Origin of the sequence: Streptomyces sp. NPDC006510, assembly GCF_040611955.1 — a bacterium.
Classification (GTDB): Bacteria; Actinomycetota; Actinomycetes; order Streptomycetales; family Streptomycetaceae; genus Streptomyces.
This window is the reverse complement of the sequence record NZ_JBEXPH010000079.1, coordinates 1-18,922: the sequence shown is the minus strand read 5'-3', so window position 1 is coordinate 18,922 and position 18,922 is coordinate 1. Positions and strand designations below refer to the sequence as shown.

The window sequence follows — 18,922 nt, the reverse complement described above, 5'->3', positions numbered from 1 at the left end:
CCCCGGCGGCGCGGGGTCAGAGGGCGAGCTTGAAGCCCTCGTGGCTGCGGGCGAAGCCCAGCGACTCGTAGAACCGGTGCGCGTCCGCACGCCGCTTGCCGCTGGTCAGCTGCATCAGCCCGCACCCCCGCAGCCGGGCCCGGTCCACCGCCCGCTTCATCAGCTCCCGCCCCAGCCCGCCGCCCCGCCGGTCGGCCCTGACCCGTACCGCCTCGATCAGCGCCCGCTCCTCGCCGTTCCGGCCGAGCCCCGGTATGTACGTGGCCTGCGCACAGCCCAGCACGGTGTCGCCGTCCACCAGCACCAGCATCTCGTTGCGCGGGTCGCTCTCGATGGCGGCGAAGGCCCTCTCGTACGCGTCGTCGACCACGACCGAGGCCGGATCGACGACCCGCTCCTCGTCGGCGAGCAGGGCGAGGACGGCGGGCAGGTCGGCGCGGGTGGCGGTGCGAAGGATCATGCTCCGGAGTCTGGCACGGGCGCCGCGGAGCCCGTGCCGGACGGTGGGTCAGCGACGAGCCATGTAGAGGCTGAAGGCCTTGTGGAGCACCTTGTTGACCGGGTAGTCCCACTCGCCGATGTACTCGGCGGCCCGGCCGCCCGTGCCGACCTTGAAACGCAGCAGGCCCACCAGATGGTTGCTCTCGTCGAGGGTGTCGGTGATGCCGCGCAAGTCGTAGACGGCCGCGCCCCGTTCGTGCGCGTCGCTCATCATGCGCCACTGGATGGCGTTGCTGGGCTGCACCTCGCGCTTGCGGCCGGTGGAGGCGCCGTAGGAGTACCAGACGTGGTTGCCCACGGTCAGCATCGTCGCCGCGGAGAGCGTCTCGCCCTCGTGCTGGGCGAGGTAGAGCCGCATCCGGTCGGGGTCCTCGGCCCGCAGCACGGTCCACATCCGCTGGAAGTAGGCGAGCGGACGAGGGATGAAGCGGTCGCGCCCGGCCGTCTCGCGGTACAGCTCGTAGAAGGCCGGGAGGTCCTCGTGACCGCCCTCGACGACCTTGACGCCCGCCTTCTCCGCCTTCTTGATGTTGCGCCGCCACTGCTGGTTCAGATTGCCCCGGATCTCCTCCAGCGACAGCCCGGCGAACGGCACCTGGAAGACGTACCGGGGCTGCCCCGCGCTGAAACCGTCCTCGCTCTCCTCCTCGCCCCGCCGCCAGCCCAGTGCACGCAGCTGCTCCACGACCTCGGCGGCCCGCGGCTCCTCCGCGTCCGGCGGTACGTCGCGCAGGCGTCCGGCGGCCGGGTCGGCGATGGCGTCCTTGACGGTCCGGGCATCCCAGCGCCGGGCGACCACCGGCGGGCCCATGCGCACCGAGAACGCGCCCTGCGCCTTCAGATGCGCCAGCATCGGATCCAGCCACTGCCGCAGCCCCGTGCTGTGCCAGTCGATGACCGGGCCCTCCGGCAGATAGGCCAGATAGCGCTTCACCCGGGGGATCGGCCGGTACAGGACCAGCCCGGCTCCGACGATCCGTTCCCGGCCCGCGCCGTCCCGGTCGAACCAGCCGATGCTCTCCGCACGCCAGTCGGGCTTCACATCGCCCCACGACGGAACCTGCATATGGCTCGCGGCGGGACGGCTCGCGACGAACGCCAGATGCTCCTCGCGGCTGATCGTCCTCAGGTGCGGTGCCATGCGGTACTCCGTTCGTTGTGCTGTCGGTGCGCCTGACGGTGCCGACAGGGCGTGCTGTTGACCTCAAGCGCACTTGACGTACCAGGGTGGCCGACAGCGGCGCACCACCCGGGTGCCCCGGTGCAGGAGGACCCGTCATGAGCGTGCAATTCCAATCCCGCCCCGATCTTGCCCGTAACGACGTCGGACTCGTCAAGGCGAGCACCTGGGATGTCGGCACCCCGGAGCGCCGACGACGGACGGTCGAGGCCATTCGCGAGGCGTGGGACAGCCGGGACTGGCCGCATCCGGGACTTCTTTCGTACACCGTCCATGCCGGTGAGGACGGGAAGACCCTGTTCCACTACAGCCAGTGGAGTGGTGAGCAGGCGTACCAGGACTTCTTCCGGCACGGCAGGGACGAGCGCAACGCGGAGATCGACGCCGCCGTGCCGGGCATCCGGCGGCTCGGACTGCACACCCTTGAGCTCTACCGTTCCGTGTCGCTGCGGGACGACGACGGACGGGAGCCGGGCTGCGTCGTGATCGTCGACGTCGAGTTCGAGGGTCCGGACAAGGCGCGGCAACGGGACTGGGTGGACACCGTGTTCGAGGCGCTCGGAACCGATCCGGCGCCCGCCCCCGGCGGCATCTCCGGGCACTTCCATGTGAGCACCGACGGGACGCGGGTGCTCAATTACGCCGAATGGGAGAGCGCCGCGGCCCATGTCGACGCACTGGCCGCGCCCGGTGCCGGGATCGGGTCGCGTACGCCGCAGTGGGAGCGGGTGCAGTCGTACCCGGGGGTGACCGGCGGCGGAGTGCACCGGTACACGCCCGCCCTCAGCATCCGGCCGGGGGCGGGCGCGTAGCGCCGCCGCTACGGGCGGAAGCGGAGCACCTGCGGGTCGTGGTCGCTGTTCTGATCGGCGAACTCGGCGTTGATGTGCACGCTGTCGTACTGGAAGTCGTCGATCGAGGGGCTGGTCAGGATCTGGTCGAGGACCTGGCTGTTGCCCTGGTAGACATAGCTGTAACGCTCCGAGCGCGGCAGGGACTTGATCGCCGGGTACAGCGCGCCCCCGGCCGTCAGCGCCTTCGCCGTGCCGGAGAACTCGAAGTCGTTGATGTCGCCGACGACCAGGACGTCCGCGTTCTTCTGGACGCCCAGCAGCTTCTTGACGAAGGTGTTGACCGCCTCGCCCTGCGCGTGCCGCTGGACCTCCGAGGAGCGGGTGGGCGGCTGGTGCTGCGAGAAGATGGACTCGTCGCCGCCCTTGGAGGCGAAGTGGTTGGCGACGACGAAGACCGTACGGCCGCGGAAGCTGAACTCCCCGACCAGCGGCTTGCGGCTGTTCTCCCACGCCGCGTTCGCCGGGTCGATCCGGCCGGGGGAGAGGGTCAGCGCGGCGCGGCCCCGCTCCCGTACGACCTCGGTCGCCGTCGTCGCGTCGCCGCCGGCCCGGTCGGTGAACGAGACCCGCTCCGGGTTGAACAGGAACACCTGACGGATGTTGCCGCCGGGCTCGCCGCCGTCCTTCTTGTCCTGCGGGTCGATGGAGCGCCACTCGTACGCCGGGCCGCCCGCCGCCACGATCGCGTCGGTGAACTTCTTCACCGTCAGATCGGCGGCGACCGTGCCGTCGCTCTTCGCGCCGTTGTTGTCCTGGATCTCCTCCAGCGCCACGATGTCGGGCGAGGCGAGGTTGTCGACGACCGCGGCGGCGAGCGCGTCGAACTTCTGCTGCGGGTCGGTCGGGTCGAGGTTCTCGACGTTGTACGTCGCCACGGCCAGCTCGCCGCCGCGCTGCGCACGGGTGGTCTCCCGCCGCAGGCCGTTGCCGGTGACCGTGCCCATGGTGCGGGCGGTCAGCGTGTAGCCGCCGTACTGGCTGAAGTCGAGCGGGCCCTCGGTCGTACCGGACAGCACATCGCCCACGTCCGCCTTGGGGAAGGGCTGCTGGGCGAGCGGCACCAGGGACTGGATCTGCAGCCGTCCGGTGTTCTGGGAGCGGTACGAGCCGTAGACGGTGCCGCCGCGGCGGGCGTCGTTCTCGTGCGGCTTCACCGTCACCCACAGCTCGGCGTGCGCGTCGGTGGCGCCGACCACCCGCGAGGTGCCGACGCTGATGTTCATGCCTTCGATCGACTCGTAGTAGTCGAGGGCGTAACGGGACGGTTCGAGGGGCAGCGCGTTGACGGAGCCACCCGCTGCGGGGTCACCCTCAGGGGTGTACCGGGAGGGGACCGAGCGCTCCGAGACCCGTACCGGCTCGGGCAGCGCGTTGCCGGAGGACACCACGGCGACGGTGGGCTTGCTGATCTGGGTGAGCGACTGATTGCCCGAGTCGAGGCCGCCCGGGACGTACTCGGTGACCGTGCCGGAGACGGTGACCGCGTCGCCGACCGCGACGGTGGGCGCGGAGCCGGTGTAGACGAAGATGCCCTCGCTGGTGGCGGGGTCGGCGTCGGGGTTCGGGTCCTGGAACCAGAAGCCCTTCGAGCCGTACGTCCGCACTCCCGTGACGATGCCCGCCACCTCGCCGACCTGCCGGCCGACGAGCGGGGATATCCGGGTGGAGCCCTGGACGTCGTGGATCCGTACCTGGCCGTCCACGGGCTGGGCGGGCGTGTCGGAGGCGGACGCGGAGGTGGTCGCGGCGCCGGTGAGCAGACCGGCGGCGAGGGCGGCGGTGACTACGGCGGAGACGGCGGTCGTTCTGGACGATGCGGCAGGCATCACGGGCTCCGTGGGTATCGAGGGTCGGGGTGGAGGTCTACGCGCGTCAATCTCTTGTGTGCGCAAGGCCGTTGTCAAGGTCTGCCGGGTGGACTGCCGTTGTCCGTTGTATGAACCGGGCGGCATGGGGCGAAATGCGTCTACGCTTGGGCCCCCGATCGGTGCGCCCGGTGCGCCCGATCCGTATGTCCAGCGCACCCGATCCGTACGCCTGGTACCCCGAGGAGAACCACCTGATGTCCGCAGAGCGCCCCACCCTGCCGCCCGTACGGCTGCGCACCGAGGCCGAGCTGGCACGGGACGCGCTCGCCGCGCCGCTGCTCGCCCGCGCCGTCCGGCTCGCCCGCTGGGCGGGCCCCGGGACCCGGGTCGGCGCCGGTGGCGAGCTCGTCGACGCACAACTGCCCACGGCGGCCGAGCACCTCGGCCTGGCGGCCGACGAGGACGGCGCGGCGGAGGCGAGCGAGGCGTGGCGGCTCGCGGTCGACGCGGGGCTCGTCGATGTCGAGGACCCCCAGGAGGATGCCGGACAGGACGCGGAGGGCACCGCCTCGGCCGGTGCGAACCTGGCGCTGATCACTGGTGGGTCACCGAAGGACGTCCTGTCGATCTGGCTCGACGGTCTGGAGGCCGTCCACGCCGACGCCACCGCGCCCGTCTTCGAGGACCTCGCCGAACTCGTCGGCGAGGACGGCTCGATCGACTTCGAATCCCTGGACTGGGACCCGGAGGTCGAGGCGGAGTTCCTCGACGGGGTCCTCGGCAACCTGTATCTGCTCACCGTCGGCGACGGCCACGGCGGCACCGACCCGGCCCCCGTACCGCTGCCCGCCCTCGCCGCGTCGGTGATCGTCCCCGACGACATGGGCGAGCCCACCGACGACATCCTTGAACAGGTGTCCGAGGCGATGATGCGCCTCGACGACCAGTTCCGGGTCCTCGAACCCATCGGGATCGTCGAGTACCGCCCGGTGGACGAGGCGTTGCTGGTCGAGGAGGGCGAGGACGCCACCCCGCCGGCCGACGACGAGGACGTCACCCGGTACGGAATGGTGAAGCTGACCCCCCTCGGCCTGTACGGCCTGCGGACCCGGATGCTGGAGGCCGGGGTGGACGCCCCGGCGATCGGCGACTTCGCGGACAAGGGCGCCGACGCACTGCTCGGCGGCATCGCGTACTACCCGGAGGCGGCGGCCCGTAGCGAGGTCGAGCTGTGGCTCGCCCGGCGCGGCGGTGCAAAGGGCGCGGCGGCCGAACTCCTGGCGGCGGCCCGCGGCACGGACCGGCAGGCGCCGCTGCGCAGGCTCCACTGCCAGCAGGCGCTCGCCCTGGTCGGCGCGGAGGCGGAGCCCGCGGTGCGCGCGGTGCTGGACGACCGCGAGCTGGGCGGCCTCGCCCGGGTCTGGCTCGCGGAGCTGGGCGCGTCCGATGTACCCGTCCCGCCGGAGTCGATGATCTTCTGGCTCGCCATTGACACGATCGCGGCCCAGTTGGAGAGCGACGGCGATCTGGAGGAACTCCAGGGCCTGGTCGAGGGACTGGCGGGCCAGCACAGCGGCTTCTTCGACGAGGCGTGGCGGGTGGCGCACCCGGCGACCGCGGACGTCCTCGAAGCGATGGGCCGGCTGCACAGCGACAAGAAGAAGGCCAAGGAGGCCCGCAAGGCGGCGTTCAAGGCCCGGTCGCGCAAGGGGGCCTGACCCTCCGGCCAGGTACGAAGCGGGCGGGCGCGAGAGGTCCGGTCCGCGGGCAACGGCGACTTCGGGACATGCCTTCCGGCCAATTGCACAGGAAGGATGCCCCCCGGCGTCGCCCGCAGTTCAACTGGTGTTGGCACAAGGGCGCGACTGTGGGCGCGCCAACAACCCGCCCAGTTGCCCCAGGAGTACGTGATGCCCTTCACGCGCAGGGAATTCACCCGACAGTCCGCCCTCACCGGTGCCGGCATCGCACTGACCGGCACCGTCGCGGCGCTGGCCACCGCGCCGGGCGCCCTGGCCGCCGGGGACCCGAAGCACGGCCACGACGGCCACGACGGTCACGACCACGGACACGGCCATGACCGCGAGCCCGGCTACGGGCCGCTGATCGCCGACCCCGAGGGCCTGCTCGCGCTCCCCGCCGGCTTCTCGTACCAGGTCATCACCCACAGCGGTGTCACCAAGCTGGAGTCCGGCGAGTACACCCCCTCCAACCACGACGGCACCGCCACCTTCGAAGGCCCGCGCGGCGTCACCCTGCTCGTCAACAACCACGAGCTCAGCGGCACCCGGGCCGGCTGGGAGCACCCGGTGCCGCTCGCCGAGGGCCTCGTCTACGACCCGGTCGCGGCCGGTGGCTGCACCGTCGTGGAGACCCGTCGCGACGGCCGTACCGCCGAGTGGGTCGGCATAGCCGGTACGTCCACCAACTGCGCCGGTGGCGCCTCCCCGTGGGGCACCTGGCTCACCTGCGAGGAGACCGAGGACAAGGCCGGCAAGAACGGCCTGCTCAAGGACCACGGCTACGTCTTCGAGGTCGACCCGTACGACAAGCGCGCCAACCGCGACCCGCGCCCGATCAAGGCGTTCGGCCGGTACGCCCACGAGGCCGTCGTCATCGACCCCAAGCGCGGTCACGCCTACCTGACCGAGGACGCCTCGGGTCCCAACGGATTGCTCTACCGCTGGGTTCCGCCGCACGGCTTCCGGCACGGCCGCGGCAAGCTCCGCACGCTCGCCGACGACGCCGGTGTCCTCCAGGCCACCAAGTGCTTCGACAGCAACGGCAAGTTCGTCGACGACCTGTCCCGCGCCACGAAGATCGGCACGGTGTACGGCGTGGACTGGGTCGACGTACCCGACCGTGACGCCAGGACCGTCTCGGTGCGCAAGCAGTTCGCCGCCGGCGAGGTCACCCGCGCCCGCAAGCTCGAAGGCATGTGGTGGGGCGACGGCGGCGCCTACATCGTCTCCTCGTTCGCCCGCTCCGAGAGCCCCGTCCAGCATGACGGCCAGGTCTGGTTCTACGACCCCAAGCGCCGCACGCTGACGTTGAAGGTGCTCCTCGGTGTGAACGCCGACCCGTCGAAGGACGGTGCCTTCGACGGCCCGGACAACATCACCGTCTCGCCGTACGGCGGCCTGGTCATCGCCGAGGACGGCAACGGCATCCAGCACCTCTTCGGCGCGACCGAGAACGGCCGCACCTACCCCATCGCGCGCAACGAGCTGAACATCGGCAGCGAAGCGGAGCCGGAGTACAGCGAGTTCACCGGTGTCACGTTCTCGCCCGACGGCCGGACGCTGTACGCCAACATCCAGACACCGGGCATCATGCTCGCCATCACCGGGCCGTGGAAGCGCCAGCCGAACCGCGACTGACATCCGGTCACCCGGCGCGCGTAATTCCCTCGCGCGCCGCCCGGACATCCCCCTAGAGTCCTGTCTGTGCCCAGGTGCGCAGGCAGGACCTACTTCCAATGATAATGGGGATGTCGCGGGTTCGAGTCCCGCCGCCGGATTCCGATCCGGTGTAGCTCAGCCGGTAGAGCGCCTTCGTCGGTTCCGCCGACCCTGATCTCTGGGCACCACAACTTCATCAGCAACACCAGCATTGCACCTCCCGGTGCGCAGGCCGCGGCTACTTCCTGTCATGAAACCGCCGCTGCCGACTCTGATCTCGGGAGGCACAGACGCCGGGGGGTGCCCGGTGCGCAGGCGACGGATACTTCCATTGAACAGACGGTTGCGGGTTCGAGTCCCGTCCGGCCACGGCCGGTAGCTCAAATCGGTAGAGCATCAGTGATGCCCGTCGCCGACTCCTGATCTCGGGCACCCTTTCCGCTGTGCCTTCTCCCAATGAATTCGGGGGAATTCACATGGCACGCTTCAACATCCGCATGACCAGGCCCCGTGTCACCTCGCCCGTGAAGTCGACCGGGCGCACCGCGCCGACCCACCAGGGCGGCCGGGGACATCTGCGCGACAACCGCTCCGAGCTCTTTCTGCTCGCGGTCGCCAATTTCGTATCGCAGCAGACCTTCTACGAGGACGGCGAGCAGCGCGACGAGCGCTTCGCCGAGCTGGTGCGGGTACTCGCCGTCGGCGACCCCGAATGGACCGCCGGCCTGCTCCACTGGCTGCGCCGCGACGGCCGGATGCGTACCGCCTCGATCGTCGGCGCCGCCGAGTACGTGAAGGCGCGGCTGGACGCGGGCGCCGAGGACGGCCCCACCAACCGCCAGGTCGTCGACTCCGTCCTGCTGCGCGCCGACGAGCCCGGGGAGCTCCTCGGGTACTGGACCTCGCGCTACGGCCGCGCCGTGCCCAAGCCGGTCAAGCGCGGCATCGCCGACGCCGTGCGCCGCCTCTACAACGGCAAGTCGCTGCTGAAGTACGACACCGCGTCCAAGGGCTACCGCTTCGGCGACATCCTGAACCTGGTGCATGCCTCGCCCGATCCCGAGAAGCCGTGGCAGGGCGAGCTGTTCCGGTACGCACTCGACCGCCGCCACCACCCGGAGACGGCCGTGGTGCCGGCCTCCGACCGCGTTCTCACCGCCCACCGCGCGCTGATGGAGCTGCCGGCCGAGGAGCGGCGGGCCGTGGTCGAGAGCGCCGACGGGGCGGACCGGCTGGCCGCCGCGGGCATGACCTGGGAGGCCCTGGCGGGCTGGCTGCAGGGGCCGATGGACGCCGCGGCCTGGGAAGCGGTGATTCCGTCGATGGGTGCGATGGCCCTGCTGCGCAATCTGCGCAACTTCGATGAGGCGGGCGTCTCGGACGAGGTCGCCGCGCGGGTCGCCGCGAAGATCTGCGACCCGGCCGCGGTCGCCGCGTCCCAGCAGTTCCCGTTCCGCTACCTCGCCGCCTATCAGCACGCGCCCTCGCTGCGCTGGGCCCACCCGCTGGAGAAGGCGCTCGGCCACTCGCTGGTCAATGTGCCCGCCCTGCCGGGCCGGACGCTGGTCCTGGTCGACCGCTCGGGCTCGATGTGGTCGCGGCTCTCGGACCGCTCGCAGCTCAACCGGGCCGACGCCGCCGCGATCTTCGGCACGGCGCTGGCGCTCCGGGCGGCCGACGCCGATCTGGTGCAATTCGGTACGAACAGTGCACCGGTGACATACCGCCGGAGCGAGTCCGTGCTGAAGGTCCTGGAGCGGTTCGGCAACCTCGGCGGCACCAACACCGCGGAGGCGGTGCGCCGCCACTACCGGAGGCATGACCGGGTAATGATCGTCACCGACGAGCAGGCGTCGTTCTCGTACGCCGCGGACGCCACCGCGGCGGTGCCTGCCACCGTGCCCGTCTACACCTGGAACCTGGCCGGGTACCAGGTCGGACACGCCCCCTCGGGAGACGGGATGCGCCACACCTTCGGGGGTCTTTCGGACGCGGCGTTCCGCATGGTGCCGCTGCTGGAAGCGGGCCGGGACGCGGACTGGCCCTGGATCCGCTGATCACGAATCCGGTATCAGTGCGCCCCCGGCGGTGAACGGGCATGGCGTCGGGCGTTTCCAGGGCGCATACTCAACGTAATGAAACAGTCAGCCGGTTCCCGGCGCCACCTGCCTTCCAGTCCCTTCAACCGCCCGGCCCAGGCGGCCCCACCGGTCGAATTGTTCGATGTGGGCGACAGGGTGTCGCACGACCAGTTCGGACTCGGCCGCGTGCTCGCGGTCGAGGGCGACAACGACGCGGTGCTCATCGACTTCTCCGGGCGGCAGGGAAGGATCCTGAGCCCGTACTCCAAGCTGACCAAGCTCTGAGAGCGCGCCGGCCACGACCCGGGTCTCGGGGGGCATCCGCATCCGCGGATGCCCCCCGAACCGTTTCCGGAATCCCTGCCGCGTTACAGCGCCTGGGCGGCGGGCTTCACCATGCCGCGGACGGTCCGCGACTTCACGAAGTCGCCCATGGCCGTCATCTCCCACTCACCGGAGAACTGCTTGATCAGCTTGGCCATCATCACGCCGGTCTGCGGCTCGGCGCCGGTCAGGTCGAAGCGGACCAGCTCCTCGCCGGTGGCCGCGTCGACCAGCCGGCAGTAGGCCTTGGCGACCTCGGTGAACTTCTGGCCGGTGAACGAGTTGACCGTGAAGACCAGACCGGTCGCCTCCGCCGGGATCCGGCCCAGGTCCACGAGGATCACCTCGTCGTCACCCGCGCCCTCGCCCGTGAGGTTGTCGCCGGAGTGCTTGATCGCGCCGTTCAGGATGGAGAGCTTGCCGAAGTAGCAGCTGTCCAGGTGGTTCCGGTTGGGGCCGTAGGCGATCACGGAGGCATCGAGGTCGATGTCCTTGCCCCGGAACGCGGGCTCCCAGCCGAGGCCCATCTTGACCTGGGAGAGCAGCGGCCGGCCGCCCTTGACCAGGGAGACCGTCTGGTTCTTCTGGAGGCTGACCCGTCCCTTGTCGAGGTTGATCTTGCCGGTGCCGGGCGCGGCAGCGGGCGGAGCCGGCGGGGCGGCGGGGGCCGGCGGCGCGGCGATGCGGGGGTCCACCGGGGCGGCGGCGGGCATCGGGGGCGCCACGGGTGCGGGTGCCGGCGGGGCGGCGGGCTCCTCCTCGACCGAGACGCCGAAGTCCGTGGCGATGCCGGCCAGCCCGTTCGCATAGCCCTGGCCGACCGCGCGGGCCTTCCAGGCGCCGTTGCGGAGATAGACCTCGATGACCACGAGTGCCGTCTCGGCGCCCAGCCGGGGCGGGGTGAACGTGGCGAGCGCGCTGCCGTCGTCGGCGTTGCGCACGGTCGCGGTGGGCTCGATGCCCTGGAAGGTCTGGCCCGCCGCGTCCGGGCTCGCCGTGACGACGATCTTCTCGATGCCGGGCGGGACCGCGGTGGTGTCCACCACGATCGCGTCCGGCGCGGTGCCGCCGCCGGAGCGGTAGGTCACGCCGGGGCCGTTGGGCTGGTTGTAGAAGATGAAGTCGTCGTCGGAGCGCACCTTGCCGTCGGCGGTGAGCAGCAGGCCCGAAACGTCGAGCCGCACGGGTGCGGAGACGTCCACTGCCACGCGGGCGGCGGAGAGAGGGATGTTCGAGCCGGGGGTCATAGCGGTCATGCTCGGGGTAACGAACGACCTCGCTTTGCCGTTCCCTTACCTTTGGCGAGCTTCGGCCGTACGGGCGCCCGCTCGTCCGCCCGCCTGTTTGCCCGCTCGCCCCGTCAGCGGTTGCGCGGGTGGTTGCGCGCGGTGCGCTCGTTGCCGTGCTTGTACGCCCCCGTCCAGCGGGCCATCACCAGTTGCGCGTCGCCCGACTCCACCTCGGCCAGGAACTTCTCCGCCCGGCCGCCGCGCAGAGTGCCGGCGGGACGGCCGTGGTGGGTGATGGTGACGCTCGCGTCGCCGTGCTGCTCGTACAGGAATCCGGAAGGTCTCGGCATGGCTCCGCATCCTGCCCGTCGCACGGGCGCCCTGTCGCGCGGATTTCTGTGGGCCCGAGCTGTTGTCAGCGCGGCCAGATCGGCGGATTGGTGCAGAAGTGACCGCCGAGGTGGGCGTGGTCGGGGTTGTCCGGGTCCAGTTCGCCCTGTTCGGCGATGAGCCGGGCCGCGTACGGCTCGGAGTCGTCCCTCGGCTCGTACCCCAGTGCGCGGGCCGTCGTCAGGTCCCACCACAGCCGGGTGTTGTCGGACGAGCCGTGCACGACGGTGTGCCGCACGTCCTTCGCGGTGAGCGCCGCGTGGAAGAGCCGGGCGCCGTCCTCGGGGCTCATCCAGACCGAGAGCATCCGTACCGATGTCGGCTCGGGGAAGCAGGAGCCGATGCGCACCGAGACGGTCTCCACGCCGTGCCGGTCCCAGTACAGCTGTGCGAGGTCCTCGCCGAACGACTTGGACAGGCCGTAGAAGGTGTCGGGGCGGCGCGGGGCGCCGACGGGGATCAGCGGGTCGCCGGGCAGCGGGCGGGGGGTGTAGCCGACGACATGGTTGGAGGAGGCGAACACGATGCGGCCCACGCCCTCCTCGCGCGCGGCCTCGTAGAGGTTGTACGTGCCCTCGATGTTCGCCTTGAGGATCTTGTCGAAAGAGGCTTCCAGGGAGATGCCCGCGAGGTGGATGATCGCGTCGACACCCCGCACGGCCTCGCGCAGCGCCTCCCGGTCGCCGAGGTCGGCGGTGATCGCGTCCGGCTCGCCCTCGACGGGGACGGCGTCGAAGAGGCGGAGCTCGTAGCCGTACGCGGGCAGCAGTCCGCGCATCAGGGTGCCGAGGCCGCCGGCGGCGCCGGTGAGCAGGACGGTGCGGGGAGCGGGCATACGCGGATCTCCTCGGTACGTAGGTGCGCACGCGCGGCCTGGGCGCGCGGCTCGGCCCCTGCGGTACTTGCGACACCTGCCCGCGGGACGTCAAATCCATGGATGGCATTCATATGCATGGACAAGCTAAGAAGCCCTGGCGTACCGAGTCAAGCGTGCGGACGGGGGTCGGGTGTCGCGCGCACGGAGCCGCTTGCTCCGCACTCGGCATCAGTTGCTCCGCGCTCGGCATCGGTCGCCTCCGCCATTTCCCTCCTTGACCTGCGCCGGGAGGCTGCCTTAGCGTGAAGGTGTTCATGAATATGGACGCAGATCATAATTGTGCACGCCTGAACTCGCTCAGGGAGCGCCAGTGACCTCAGCCCCTCTTGCCGCCCGACTCGGACGTGTCGCCGGGCCGCTCTTCTTCCCCGTCACCGCGTACGGACCGGACGGCACCGTCGACCTCGATGCCTTCCGCGCGCATGTGCGCACCGGCATCGACGCCGGTGCGGCGGCGGTCTTCGCCTGCTGCGGCACCGGTGAGTTCCACGCGCTCACGCCGGAGGAGTTCCGCAGCGTCGTCGCCGCGGCAGTCGAGGAGACCGCCGGAGAGGTGCCCGTCGTCGCGGGGGCCGGATACGGCACGGCGCTCGCGATCCAGTACGCGAAGCTCGCCGAGGAAGCGGGCGCGGACGGGCTCCTCGCCATGCCCCCGTATCTCGTCGTCGCCGACCAGGAAGGGCTGCTGGGCCACTACGCCGCGCTCGCCGCGGCCACTTCGCTGGAGACGATCGTCTACCAGCGGGACAACGCCGTCTTCACCCCCGGCACCGTCGTCGCGCTGGCCGGGACGCCCGGCATCATCGGCCTCAAGGACGGCTACGGCGACCTCGACCTGATGCAGCGCATCGTCAGCGCCGTCCGCACCGAACTGCCGGGCCGGGACTTCCTGTACTTCAACGGACTGCCCACCGCCGAACTCACCGGCCCGGCCTACCGGGGCATCGGCATCACGCTCTACTCCTCCGCCGTCTTCGCCTTCGCGCCCGACATCGCGCTCGCCTTCTACCGGGCGCTGGACTCCGGCGACGACGAACTGACGGGCGCGCTGCTCGACCACTTCTACCGGCCGCTCGTCGAACTGCGCGCCAAGGGCCGCGGCTACGCAGTCTCGCTCGTCAAGGCAGGAGTCCGGCTGGGCGGCCTGGACGTCGGCACGGTCCGCACCCCGCTCACCGAGCCGCCCGCCGCCCACATCGAGGAGCTCGCCGCGATCGTCGCGCGCGGCCGGGCCCTGCTGGAGAAGTACGGGCAGGAGCGGCGCGGGTGAAGACCTCGGCCTTCCTCTACCCCTGGGACGTCATCGGCGACCCGGACGCGGCCGGCCGCGTCGCGGACCTGGGAGTCCAGCAGGTGACGCTCGCCGCCGCCTACCACTCCACCCGGGCGCTGACCCCGCGTCACCCCGGCCGCCGCATCGTCACCGCCGAGCACGCCGCGGTGCTCTACCCGCCGGACGCCGCCCGGTGGGCGGGGCGCGAACTGCGTCCCCACCAGCAGTCCTGGGTGGCCTCGGACGATCCGCTCGCCGAGGCCGCCGAGGCCCTCACCGCCGCCGGGCTGGAGGTCCACACCTGGGTGGTCCTGGCCCACAACTCCCGGCTGGGCGCCGAACATCCGGACATCTGTGTGGTCAACGCGTACGGCGACCGCTACCCCTGGGCGCCGTGCATCGCCCGGCCCGCGGTCCGCGCGTACCTGACCACCCTGGCGGCGGAGGCGGCGGTGCGCGCCGGTGCGCGCGGCACCGAGCTGGAGTCCTGCGGCTGGTACGGCTTCGCGCATCTGCACGCCCACGACAAGATCGCGGGCATCGGGCTGGGCGACGCCGCGCAGTACCTGATGTCGCTCTGCTTCTGCCCCGACTGCCGGACCGGCTATGCCGAACACGGCCTGGACTCCGACGGGCTGGCCACGGCCGTACGCGGTGCGCTGGAACCGGTCTGGGCCGGCTCCGGCTCCGCGGAGACCGGCCGGGCGGGCATCGAGAAGCTCCTCGGCGCCGACCTCGCCGCCGCCACCCTCCGGTGGCGCGGCAAGGTCGCCCGTACGCTCCAGGAGTCCGCGGTCGCCGCCGTGCGGGCGGCGGCGGAGCCGGGGTTCCAGGTGCTGCTGCACGCCGACCCCGCGCCCCACCGCACCGGTGCGAACGTCGGCGTCGACCCGGAGCACATCCTGTCCGTGGCGGACGGTGTGGTGCTGCCCTGCACCGGCGGCGGCGCGGCACGCGAGGCCGTGCTCGGCCCGTTCGCCGGCCGCGACGGGGTGCTCGCCGCCAACTTCTCCGTGGTCACGGGGATGGGCGGCAGCCCCGCCACGCTGGGGCGGGACGCCGCGCACGCCGCCTCGCTCGGCGCGGACCAACTGCGCCTGTACCACGCCGGGCTGGCCTCCGACCCGGACCTCCAGGCCGTCGCCGGAGCGCTTTCACGCCTCCGCCGATGAAGGAGCCGGGCCGGTGGGGGCGTCCGTCAGCCTCCCCCGCCGGCCCGTCACCAACAGGGCCGCGGTCAGCAGCGTCGCCGCACCGACCAGCGGCAGCAGCACCCGGATGTCCACCAGTGCGATCAGGCCCGCGCCGAGCGCCAGCGCCACCGCGTTCGGCACCATCATCAGCGTGTTGGCGGTCGCGGCGGTGCGACCCAGCACGGACTCCGGGGTGTCCCGCTGCACCGCCGTCATCGCGGCGATCAGCACACACGGCAGCCCGATCCCGACCGCCGCGCTCGCCGCCAGCGCCACCGCGTCGTACGGCAGCGCCCGCGCCCCCACCGCCACCGCGAACAGCGCGATCCCGGCCGCGGCGAACACCCGCTCCCCGAGCCGCCGCAGCAGCGGACCGGCCAGCACTCCGACCACGACGGAACCGGCGCCCTGCACCGCGTACAGCACCCCCGCGTACGTGGGGGCGTGCCCCAGGCCCTTGTCGACGACGGCGTAGACCGCGGCCCCGTTGAGCCCCGCGCACAGCATCGTCACCGAGCCCGCGAGCACCAGTGGCCGCAGCACCGGCGAACCCCACACCTGCCGTACGCCCGCGGTGAGTTCGCCCCGCCGGCCGGTCCGGGGCGCCTCGGCCGGCTCCGCGGCCGGCAGCAGCGCGCAGACCCCGGCCGCCAGCGCGAACGACGCCGCGTCCAGCAGCGCCACGGCCCCGCCCCCGAACCGCGCGTACAGCCCGGCACCGGCCAGCGGTGCCAGCAGCTTCATGCCCTCGCCCGCCACCATCCGCAGCCCGTTGAAGTCACCGAGCAGCCGGGCGTCGACGGCCCCGGCGACCAGCGCCGACTCGGCCGCGCCCATCAGCACGGAACTCGCTCCGTACAGGACGAGCACGGCGAAGAGGATCCAGATCCGGCCCGCCGAATCAACCGTCGTCAGCGAGGCGAGCAGCCCCGCCATGACGAGATTCGACCCGACGAGAAGCTTCCTCCCCTCGATCCGGTCGGCGATCGTCCCGAGCGCCGGCCCGGCCAGCACCGGCAGCCACATGGCGAACACGGCGAGCGCCGCCAGACTGTCCGACCCGGTAAGCGACTTGACCCAGACCCCGGCCGCGAGCCACATCGCGGAGGTTCCGAAACCCGATACCACCACCGCGGTCAGAAACAGCCCGGCCGTACGGTCCCGCAGCACCCGTACCGTCGCCGACCCCGTCACCGCACCCACAACACCCACCACACCCTCCCGGCCAGCGCCTTCGTCATGGGTCCAGGCTGCTGACCGAGGGGGCCCGGCGGCATCGGGAGGATGCCTGGTTCCGTGCCCGGCGGGGGCCGTCGTCCCCCGCCGGGCGTAGGGCACCTGCCGTACGTCCGCGACGTCTTCCCGGTTCCTCAGTCCGCCAGTGCCGCCTTCATCATCTTCTGGGCGATCGGCGCCGCCAGACCGTTGCCGCTGACCTCCGAGCGTGCCGCGCCCGAGTCCTCGACGACCACGGCGACCGCGACCTCCTTGCCACTGGAGGCGTCCTTCGCGTACGAGGTGAACCAGGCGTAGGGGGTCTTGCTGTTGCCCACGCCGTTCTGCGCGGTACCCGTCTTTCCGCCCACCTCGGCCCCGGCGATCCGGGCGTTGGTGCCGGTGCCCTGTTCGACGACGGTCACCATGGCGCTGCGCAGCTGCTCCGCCGTGGACTGCGAGACGACCCGCTCGGTGTCCCCGTCCGCGAACTCCTGGAGCGTGCTGCCCTTGGAGTCGGTCACCGCGGACACCATGTGCGGCGCGGCCAGTTCGCCGCCGTTGGCGAGGGTGGCCGAGACCATGGCCATCTGCAACGGCGTCGCGGTGACCTCGAACTGGCCGATGCCCGTGAGCGCCGTCTGCGGCTTGTCCATGCCGGACGGGTAGACGCTCTTGGACGCCCGCACCGGCACATCGAGCTTGTCGGCGTTGAAGCCGAACTTCTCCGCCATCGCCCGGACCTTGTCCTGGCCGAGGTCGGCGGCGGCCTTCGCGAAGACGTTGTTGCAGGAGTACTGGAGCGCGGTGCGCAGCGTCGCGTTCTCGCAGGGCGCCGAGGCGTTCTCGTTCCGCAGGACGGTGCTGGTGCCGGGCAGCGTGTACGGATTGGGGCTGGCGGTGCGCTCGTCGACCGAGCCGTACAGCCCGTCCTCCAGTGCCGCGGCCGCCACCACCAGCTTGAACGTGGAACCGGGCGCCAGCGGCTGCCGCAGCGCGCGGTTGACCATCGGCTTGTTCTCGTCGTCGAGCAGCTTCTGCCAGGCTTCGCCGTCCGCCGTCCCGCTGATCGACGACGGGTCGTACGAGGGGGTGGAGACCATGCCCAGGATCCGGCCGGTCTTCGGGTCGATCGCGACCGCCGCCCCCTTGTCGTCGCCGAGCGCCTCGTACGCGGCCTTCTGCACGCCCGGGTCGATGGTGGTGAGGACATTGCCCGGCGCCGCCTGCTTGCGCGTCACCGCGTCCACCGGCTTCTTCAGCCGGTCGTCGGTGCCGTCCAGCACATGGCTGTAGATCCCTTCTAGCTGGGTGGCGCCGTACGCCTGCGAGCTGTAGCCGGTGACGGCCGAGTAGAGCTCGCCGTGTGTGTAGCTGCGTTTGTACGCGAGGTCGCTGTCCACCGTCCTCTTCGATCCGGTGACCGGGTTTCCGGCCACGATGATGTCCCCGAGCGGCTGCGCGTACTGCGCGATGGTGTTCCGCCGGTTGCGGTCGTCGTCTGCGAGCGCCTTGGCCTGGTACGCCTGCACCCAGGTCGCCCGCCCCAGCAGGGCGAGAACCAGCAGCAGGCAGAAGACCGAAGCGTGCCTGATCGTTCTGTTCATCCCGCCCGAGGGACGAGCGGGGCGCCGCACGCTGTTCCCGAATACGGCGATTCTCACCGGTTTCTCATGGCGGGCCGGGGCGCCCGGGGGCGATGAAACCCGACTCGTACGCCGCTATCACGGCCTGGGTGCGGTCCCGCGCGCCGGTCTTCGCGAGCACCGCCGCCACATGCGTCTTCGCCGTCGCGGGCCCCACGGAGAGCCGCCCGGCGATCTCCGCGTTGGTCAGCCCCGCCGCCATCAGCCGCAGCACCTCCGCCTCCCGGTCGGTGAGCCGGGACGCCCACCGCGGCGGTTCGGGCGCCCGCTTCCGGTACTCGGCCGCGAGCGCCCGGACCGCCGACGGGAACAGCAACGTGTCGCTGCGGGCCACCAGCCGCACCGCCCGCACGAGATCCTCGGCCGCCACCCGCTTGAGCAGAAAGCCGGCCGCTCCGGCGACCAGCGCGTCGTACACGTAGGAGTCGTTCTCGAAGGTGGTGACGACGACGATCCGCGGGGGAGCGTCGAGCGTGCCGAGGATCTGCTCGGTGGCCCGGATGCCGTCGATCTCCGGCATCCGTACGTCCATCAGCACCACATCGGGGCGCAGTTCCCGCACCACGGACACCGCCTCCGCGCCGGTCGCCGCCTCGCCGACGACCTCCAGACCGGGTTCGGCGTCCAGGATGACGCGCAGCGCCGTACGCACCATGCGCTCGTCGTCGGCGATGACCACCCGGACCGTCGCGCTCATCGGCTCTCCTCTTCGGTCGTACGCAGACGTTCGGCCGTACGCAGACGTTCGGTCCAACGCAGACGTGCGCCCGTACACAGACCTTCGGTCGTACGCAGGGGGAGGCGGGCGGTCAGCCGCCACACGCCGTCGCCGTGCGGTCCTGCCTCCGTGCGGCCGCCCAGCAGTACGGCCCGTTCCGCGATGCCGCGCAGCCCGCGGCCGCCGCCGGGCCGCACCACCGCGGCCCGCTCCGGCAGCGGACTGTCCAGGG

General features: G+C 71.6%; 16 protein-coding genes and 1 pseudogene. 7 read left to right on the top strand and 10 right to left on the bottom strand.

Going from position 1 to position 18,922, the window contains the following annotated elements; translation table 11 throughout:
* Positions 1-16: 16 nt before the first annotated feature.
* Both ABZY11_RS23190 and ABZY11_RS23185 read right to left on the bottom strand, forming a co-directional pair.
* Positions 17-460, bottom strand: coding sequence for a GNAT family N-acetyltransferase (locus ABZY11_RS23190; protein WP_356480977.1), 444 nt, complete (start codon positions 458-460; stop codon positions 17-19).
* A 48-nt stretch (positions 461-508) separates the two neighbouring features.
* Complete coding sequence (locus ABZY11_RS23185; RefSeq protein WP_356480976.1) at positions 509-1,642, bottom strand: peptidoglycan bridge formation glycyltransferase FemA/FemB family protein; 1,134 nt, start codon at positions 1,640-1,642, stop codon at positions 509-511.
* A 137-nt stretch (positions 1,643-1,779) separates the two neighbouring features.
* On the opposite strand from ABZY11_RS23185, the gene ABZY11_RS23180 reads away from it, so the two are divergent.
* On the top strand, positions 1,780-2,493 hold the full coding sequence (locus ABZY11_RS23180; RefSeq protein WP_356480975.1) for an antibiotic biosynthesis monooxygenase: 714 nt from the start codon (positions 1,780-1,782) through the stop codon (positions 2,491-2,493).
* Between the two features lie 8 nt (positions 2,494-2,501).
* On the opposite strand, the gene ABZY11_RS23175 is transcribed toward ABZY11_RS23180, so the two are convergent.
* Positions 2,502-4,361 carry an endonuclease/exonuclease/phosphatase family protein gene (locus tag ABZY11_RS23175; RefSeq protein WP_356480974.1) on the bottom strand — a complete coding sequence of 620 codons (1,860 nt, stop codon included), beginning with the start codon at positions 4,359-4,361 and terminating at the stop codon, positions 2,502-2,504.
* 236 nt (positions 4,362-4,597) lie between these two features.
* On the opposite strand from ABZY11_RS23175, the gene ABZY11_RS23170 reads away from it, so the two are divergent.
* The 4 genes from ABZY11_RS23170 to ABZY11_RS23155 all read left to right on the top strand — a co-directional run bounded on the left by ABZY11_RS23170 (position 4,598) and on the right by ABZY11_RS23155 (position 10,110).
* The gene (locus ABZY11_RS23170; protein WP_356480996.1) at positions 4,598-6,061 is read left to right on the top strand and encodes a hypothetical protein; all 1,464 of its coding nucleotides are present in this window, start codon (positions 4,598-4,600) and stop codon (positions 6,059-6,061) included.
* Between the two features lie 192 nt (positions 6,062-6,253).
* Positions 6,254-7,723: an alkaline phosphatase PhoX gene (locus ABZY11_RS23165; RefSeq protein WP_356480973.1), complete on the top strand. Its 1,470-nt coding sequence runs from the start codon at positions 6,254-6,256 to the stop codon at positions 7,721-7,723.
* Between the two features lie 497 nt (positions 7,724-8,220).
* Positions 8,221-9,801 (top strand): TROVE domain-containing protein, encoded by a 1,581-nt coding sequence (locus tag ABZY11_RS23160; RefSeq protein ID WP_356480972.1) that lies wholly within the window; start codon positions 8,221-8,223, stop codon positions 9,799-9,801.
* Positions 9,802-9,879: 78 nt separating this feature from the next.
* A complete protein-coding gene (locus tag ABZY11_RS23155; protein WP_037711258.1) occupies positions 9,880-10,110 on the top strand; it encodes a hypothetical protein in 231 nt (76 codons plus the stop codon).
* An 83-nt stretch (positions 10,111-10,193) separates the two neighbouring features.
* On the opposite strand, the gene ABZY11_RS23150 is transcribed toward ABZY11_RS23155, so the two are convergent.
* The 3 genes from ABZY11_RS23150 to ABZY11_RS23140 form a co-directional block, all read right to left on the bottom strand.
* Entirely contained in the window at positions 10,194-11,405 is a 1,212-nt protein-coding gene (locus tag ABZY11_RS23150; RefSeq protein ID WP_356480971.1) for a TerD family protein, read from the bottom strand.
* Between the two features lie 104 nt (positions 11,406-11,509).
* Positions 11,510-11,728, bottom strand: a complete 219-nt coding sequence (locus tag ABZY11_RS23145; RefSeq protein WP_356480970.1) for a hypothetical protein — start codon at positions 11,726-11,728, stop codon at positions 11,510-11,512.
* A 65-nt stretch (positions 11,729-11,793) separates the two neighbouring features.
* Positions 11,794-12,603: an NAD(P)-dependent oxidoreductase gene (locus ABZY11_RS23140; protein ID WP_356480969.1), complete on the bottom strand. Its 810-nt coding sequence runs from the start codon at positions 12,601-12,603 to the stop codon at positions 11,794-11,796.
* Positions 12,604-12,955: 352 nt separating this feature from the next.
* Between ABZY11_RS23140 and ABZY11_RS23135 the strand changes: the two genes are divergently transcribed.
* Both ABZY11_RS23135 and ABZY11_RS23130 read left to right on the top strand, forming a co-directional pair.
* Complete coding sequence (locus tag ABZY11_RS23135) at positions 12,956-13,915, top strand: 5-dehydro-4-deoxyglucarate dehydratase (RefSeq protein WP_356480968.1); 960 nt, start codon at positions 12,956-12,958, stop codon at positions 13,913-13,915.
* Positions 13,912-15,090 (top strand): hypothetical protein, encoded by a 1,179-nt coding sequence (locus ABZY11_RS23130; RefSeq protein ID WP_356480967.1) that lies wholly within the window; start codon positions 13,912-13,914, stop codon positions 15,088-15,090. Before ABZY11_RS23135 ends, ABZY11_RS23130 begins: the two co-directional genes overlap by 4 nt.
* On the opposite strand, the gene ABZY11_RS23125 is transcribed toward ABZY11_RS23130, so the two are convergent.
* The 4 genes and pseudogenes from ABZY11_RS23125 to ABZY11_RS23110 form a co-directional block, all read right to left on the bottom strand.
* The gene (locus ABZY11_RS23125) at positions 15,073-16,305 is read right to left on the bottom strand and encodes an MFS transporter (protein WP_356480995.1); all 1,233 of its coding nucleotides are present in this window, start codon (positions 16,303-16,305) and stop codon (positions 15,073-15,075) included. The two genes, ABZY11_RS23130 and ABZY11_RS23125, sit on opposite strands and share 18 nt — an antisense overlap.
* A 176-nt stretch (positions 16,306-16,481) precedes the next feature.
* A complete protein-coding gene (locus tag ABZY11_RS23120) occupies positions 16,482-17,933 on the bottom strand; it encodes a penicillin-binding transpeptidase domain-containing protein (RefSeq protein WP_356480966.1) in 1,452 nt (483 codons plus the stop codon).
* Between the two features lie 64 nt (positions 17,934-17,997).
* Complete coding sequence (locus ABZY11_RS23115; RefSeq protein ID WP_356480965.1) at positions 17,998-18,669, bottom strand: response regulator transcription factor; 672 nt, start codon at positions 18,667-18,669, stop codon at positions 17,998-18,000.
* A pseudogene (locus ABZY11_RS23110) lies at positions 18,666-18,922 on the bottom strand (hypothetical protein); the annotation flags it as partial. The pseudogene ABZY11_RS23110 and the gene ABZY11_RS23115, both read right to left, overlap by 4 nt.

Bases quoted from the DNA above. Each gene is read 5' to 3' on its own strand.
- ABZY11_RS23180 (WP_356480975.1), top strand. From the start codon at position 1,780: ATGAGCGTGCAATTCCAATCCCGCCCCGATCTTGCCCGTAACGACGTC.
- ABZY11_RS23175 (WP_356480974.1), bottom strand. From the start codon at position 4,361: ATGCCTGCCGCATCGTCCAGAACGACCGCCGTCTCCGCCGTAGTCACC.
- ABZY11_RS23185 (WP_356480976.1), bottom strand. From the start codon at position 1,642: ATGGCACCGCACCTGAGGACGATCAGCCGCGAGGAGCATCTGGCGTTC.
- ABZY11_RS23190 (WP_356480977.1), bottom strand. From the start codon at position 460: ATGATCCTTCGCACCGCCACCCGCGCCGACCTGCCCGCCGTCCTCGCC.
- ABZY11_RS23155 (WP_037711258.1), top strand. From the start codon at position 9,880: ATGAAACAGTCAGCCGGTTCCCGGCGCCACCTGCCTTCCAGTCCCTTC.
- ABZY11_RS23115 (WP_356480965.1), bottom strand. From the start codon at position 18,669: ATGAGCGCGACGGTCCGGGTGGTCATCGCCGACGACGAGCGCATGGTG.
- ABZY11_RS23160 (WP_356480972.1), top strand. From the start codon at position 8,221: ATGGCACGCTTCAACATCCGCATGACCAGGCCCCGTGTCACCTCGCCC.
- ABZY11_RS23145 (WP_356480970.1), bottom strand. From the start codon at position 11,728: ATGCCGAGACCTTCCGGATTCCTGTACGAGCAGCACGGCGACGCGAGC.
- ABZY11_RS23150 (WP_356480971.1), bottom strand. From the start codon at position 11,405: ATGACCGCTATGACCCCCGGCTCGAACATCCCTCTCTCCGCCGCCCGC.
- ABZY11_RS23120 (WP_356480966.1), bottom strand. From the start codon at position 17,933: ATGAACAGAACGATCAGGCACGCTTCGGTCTTCTGCCTGCTGCTGGTT.
- ABZY11_RS23140 (WP_356480969.1), bottom strand. From the start codon at position 12,603: ATGCCCGCTCCCCGCACCGTCCTGCTCACCGGCGCCGCCGGCGGCCTC.
- ABZY11_RS23170 (WP_356480996.1), top strand. From the start codon at position 4,598: ATGTCCGCAGAGCGCCCCACCCTGCCGCCCGTACGGCTGCGCACCGAG.
- ABZY11_RS23165 (WP_356480973.1), top strand. From the start codon at position 6,254: ATGCCCTTCACGCGCAGGGAATTCACCCGACAGTCCGCCCTCACCGGT.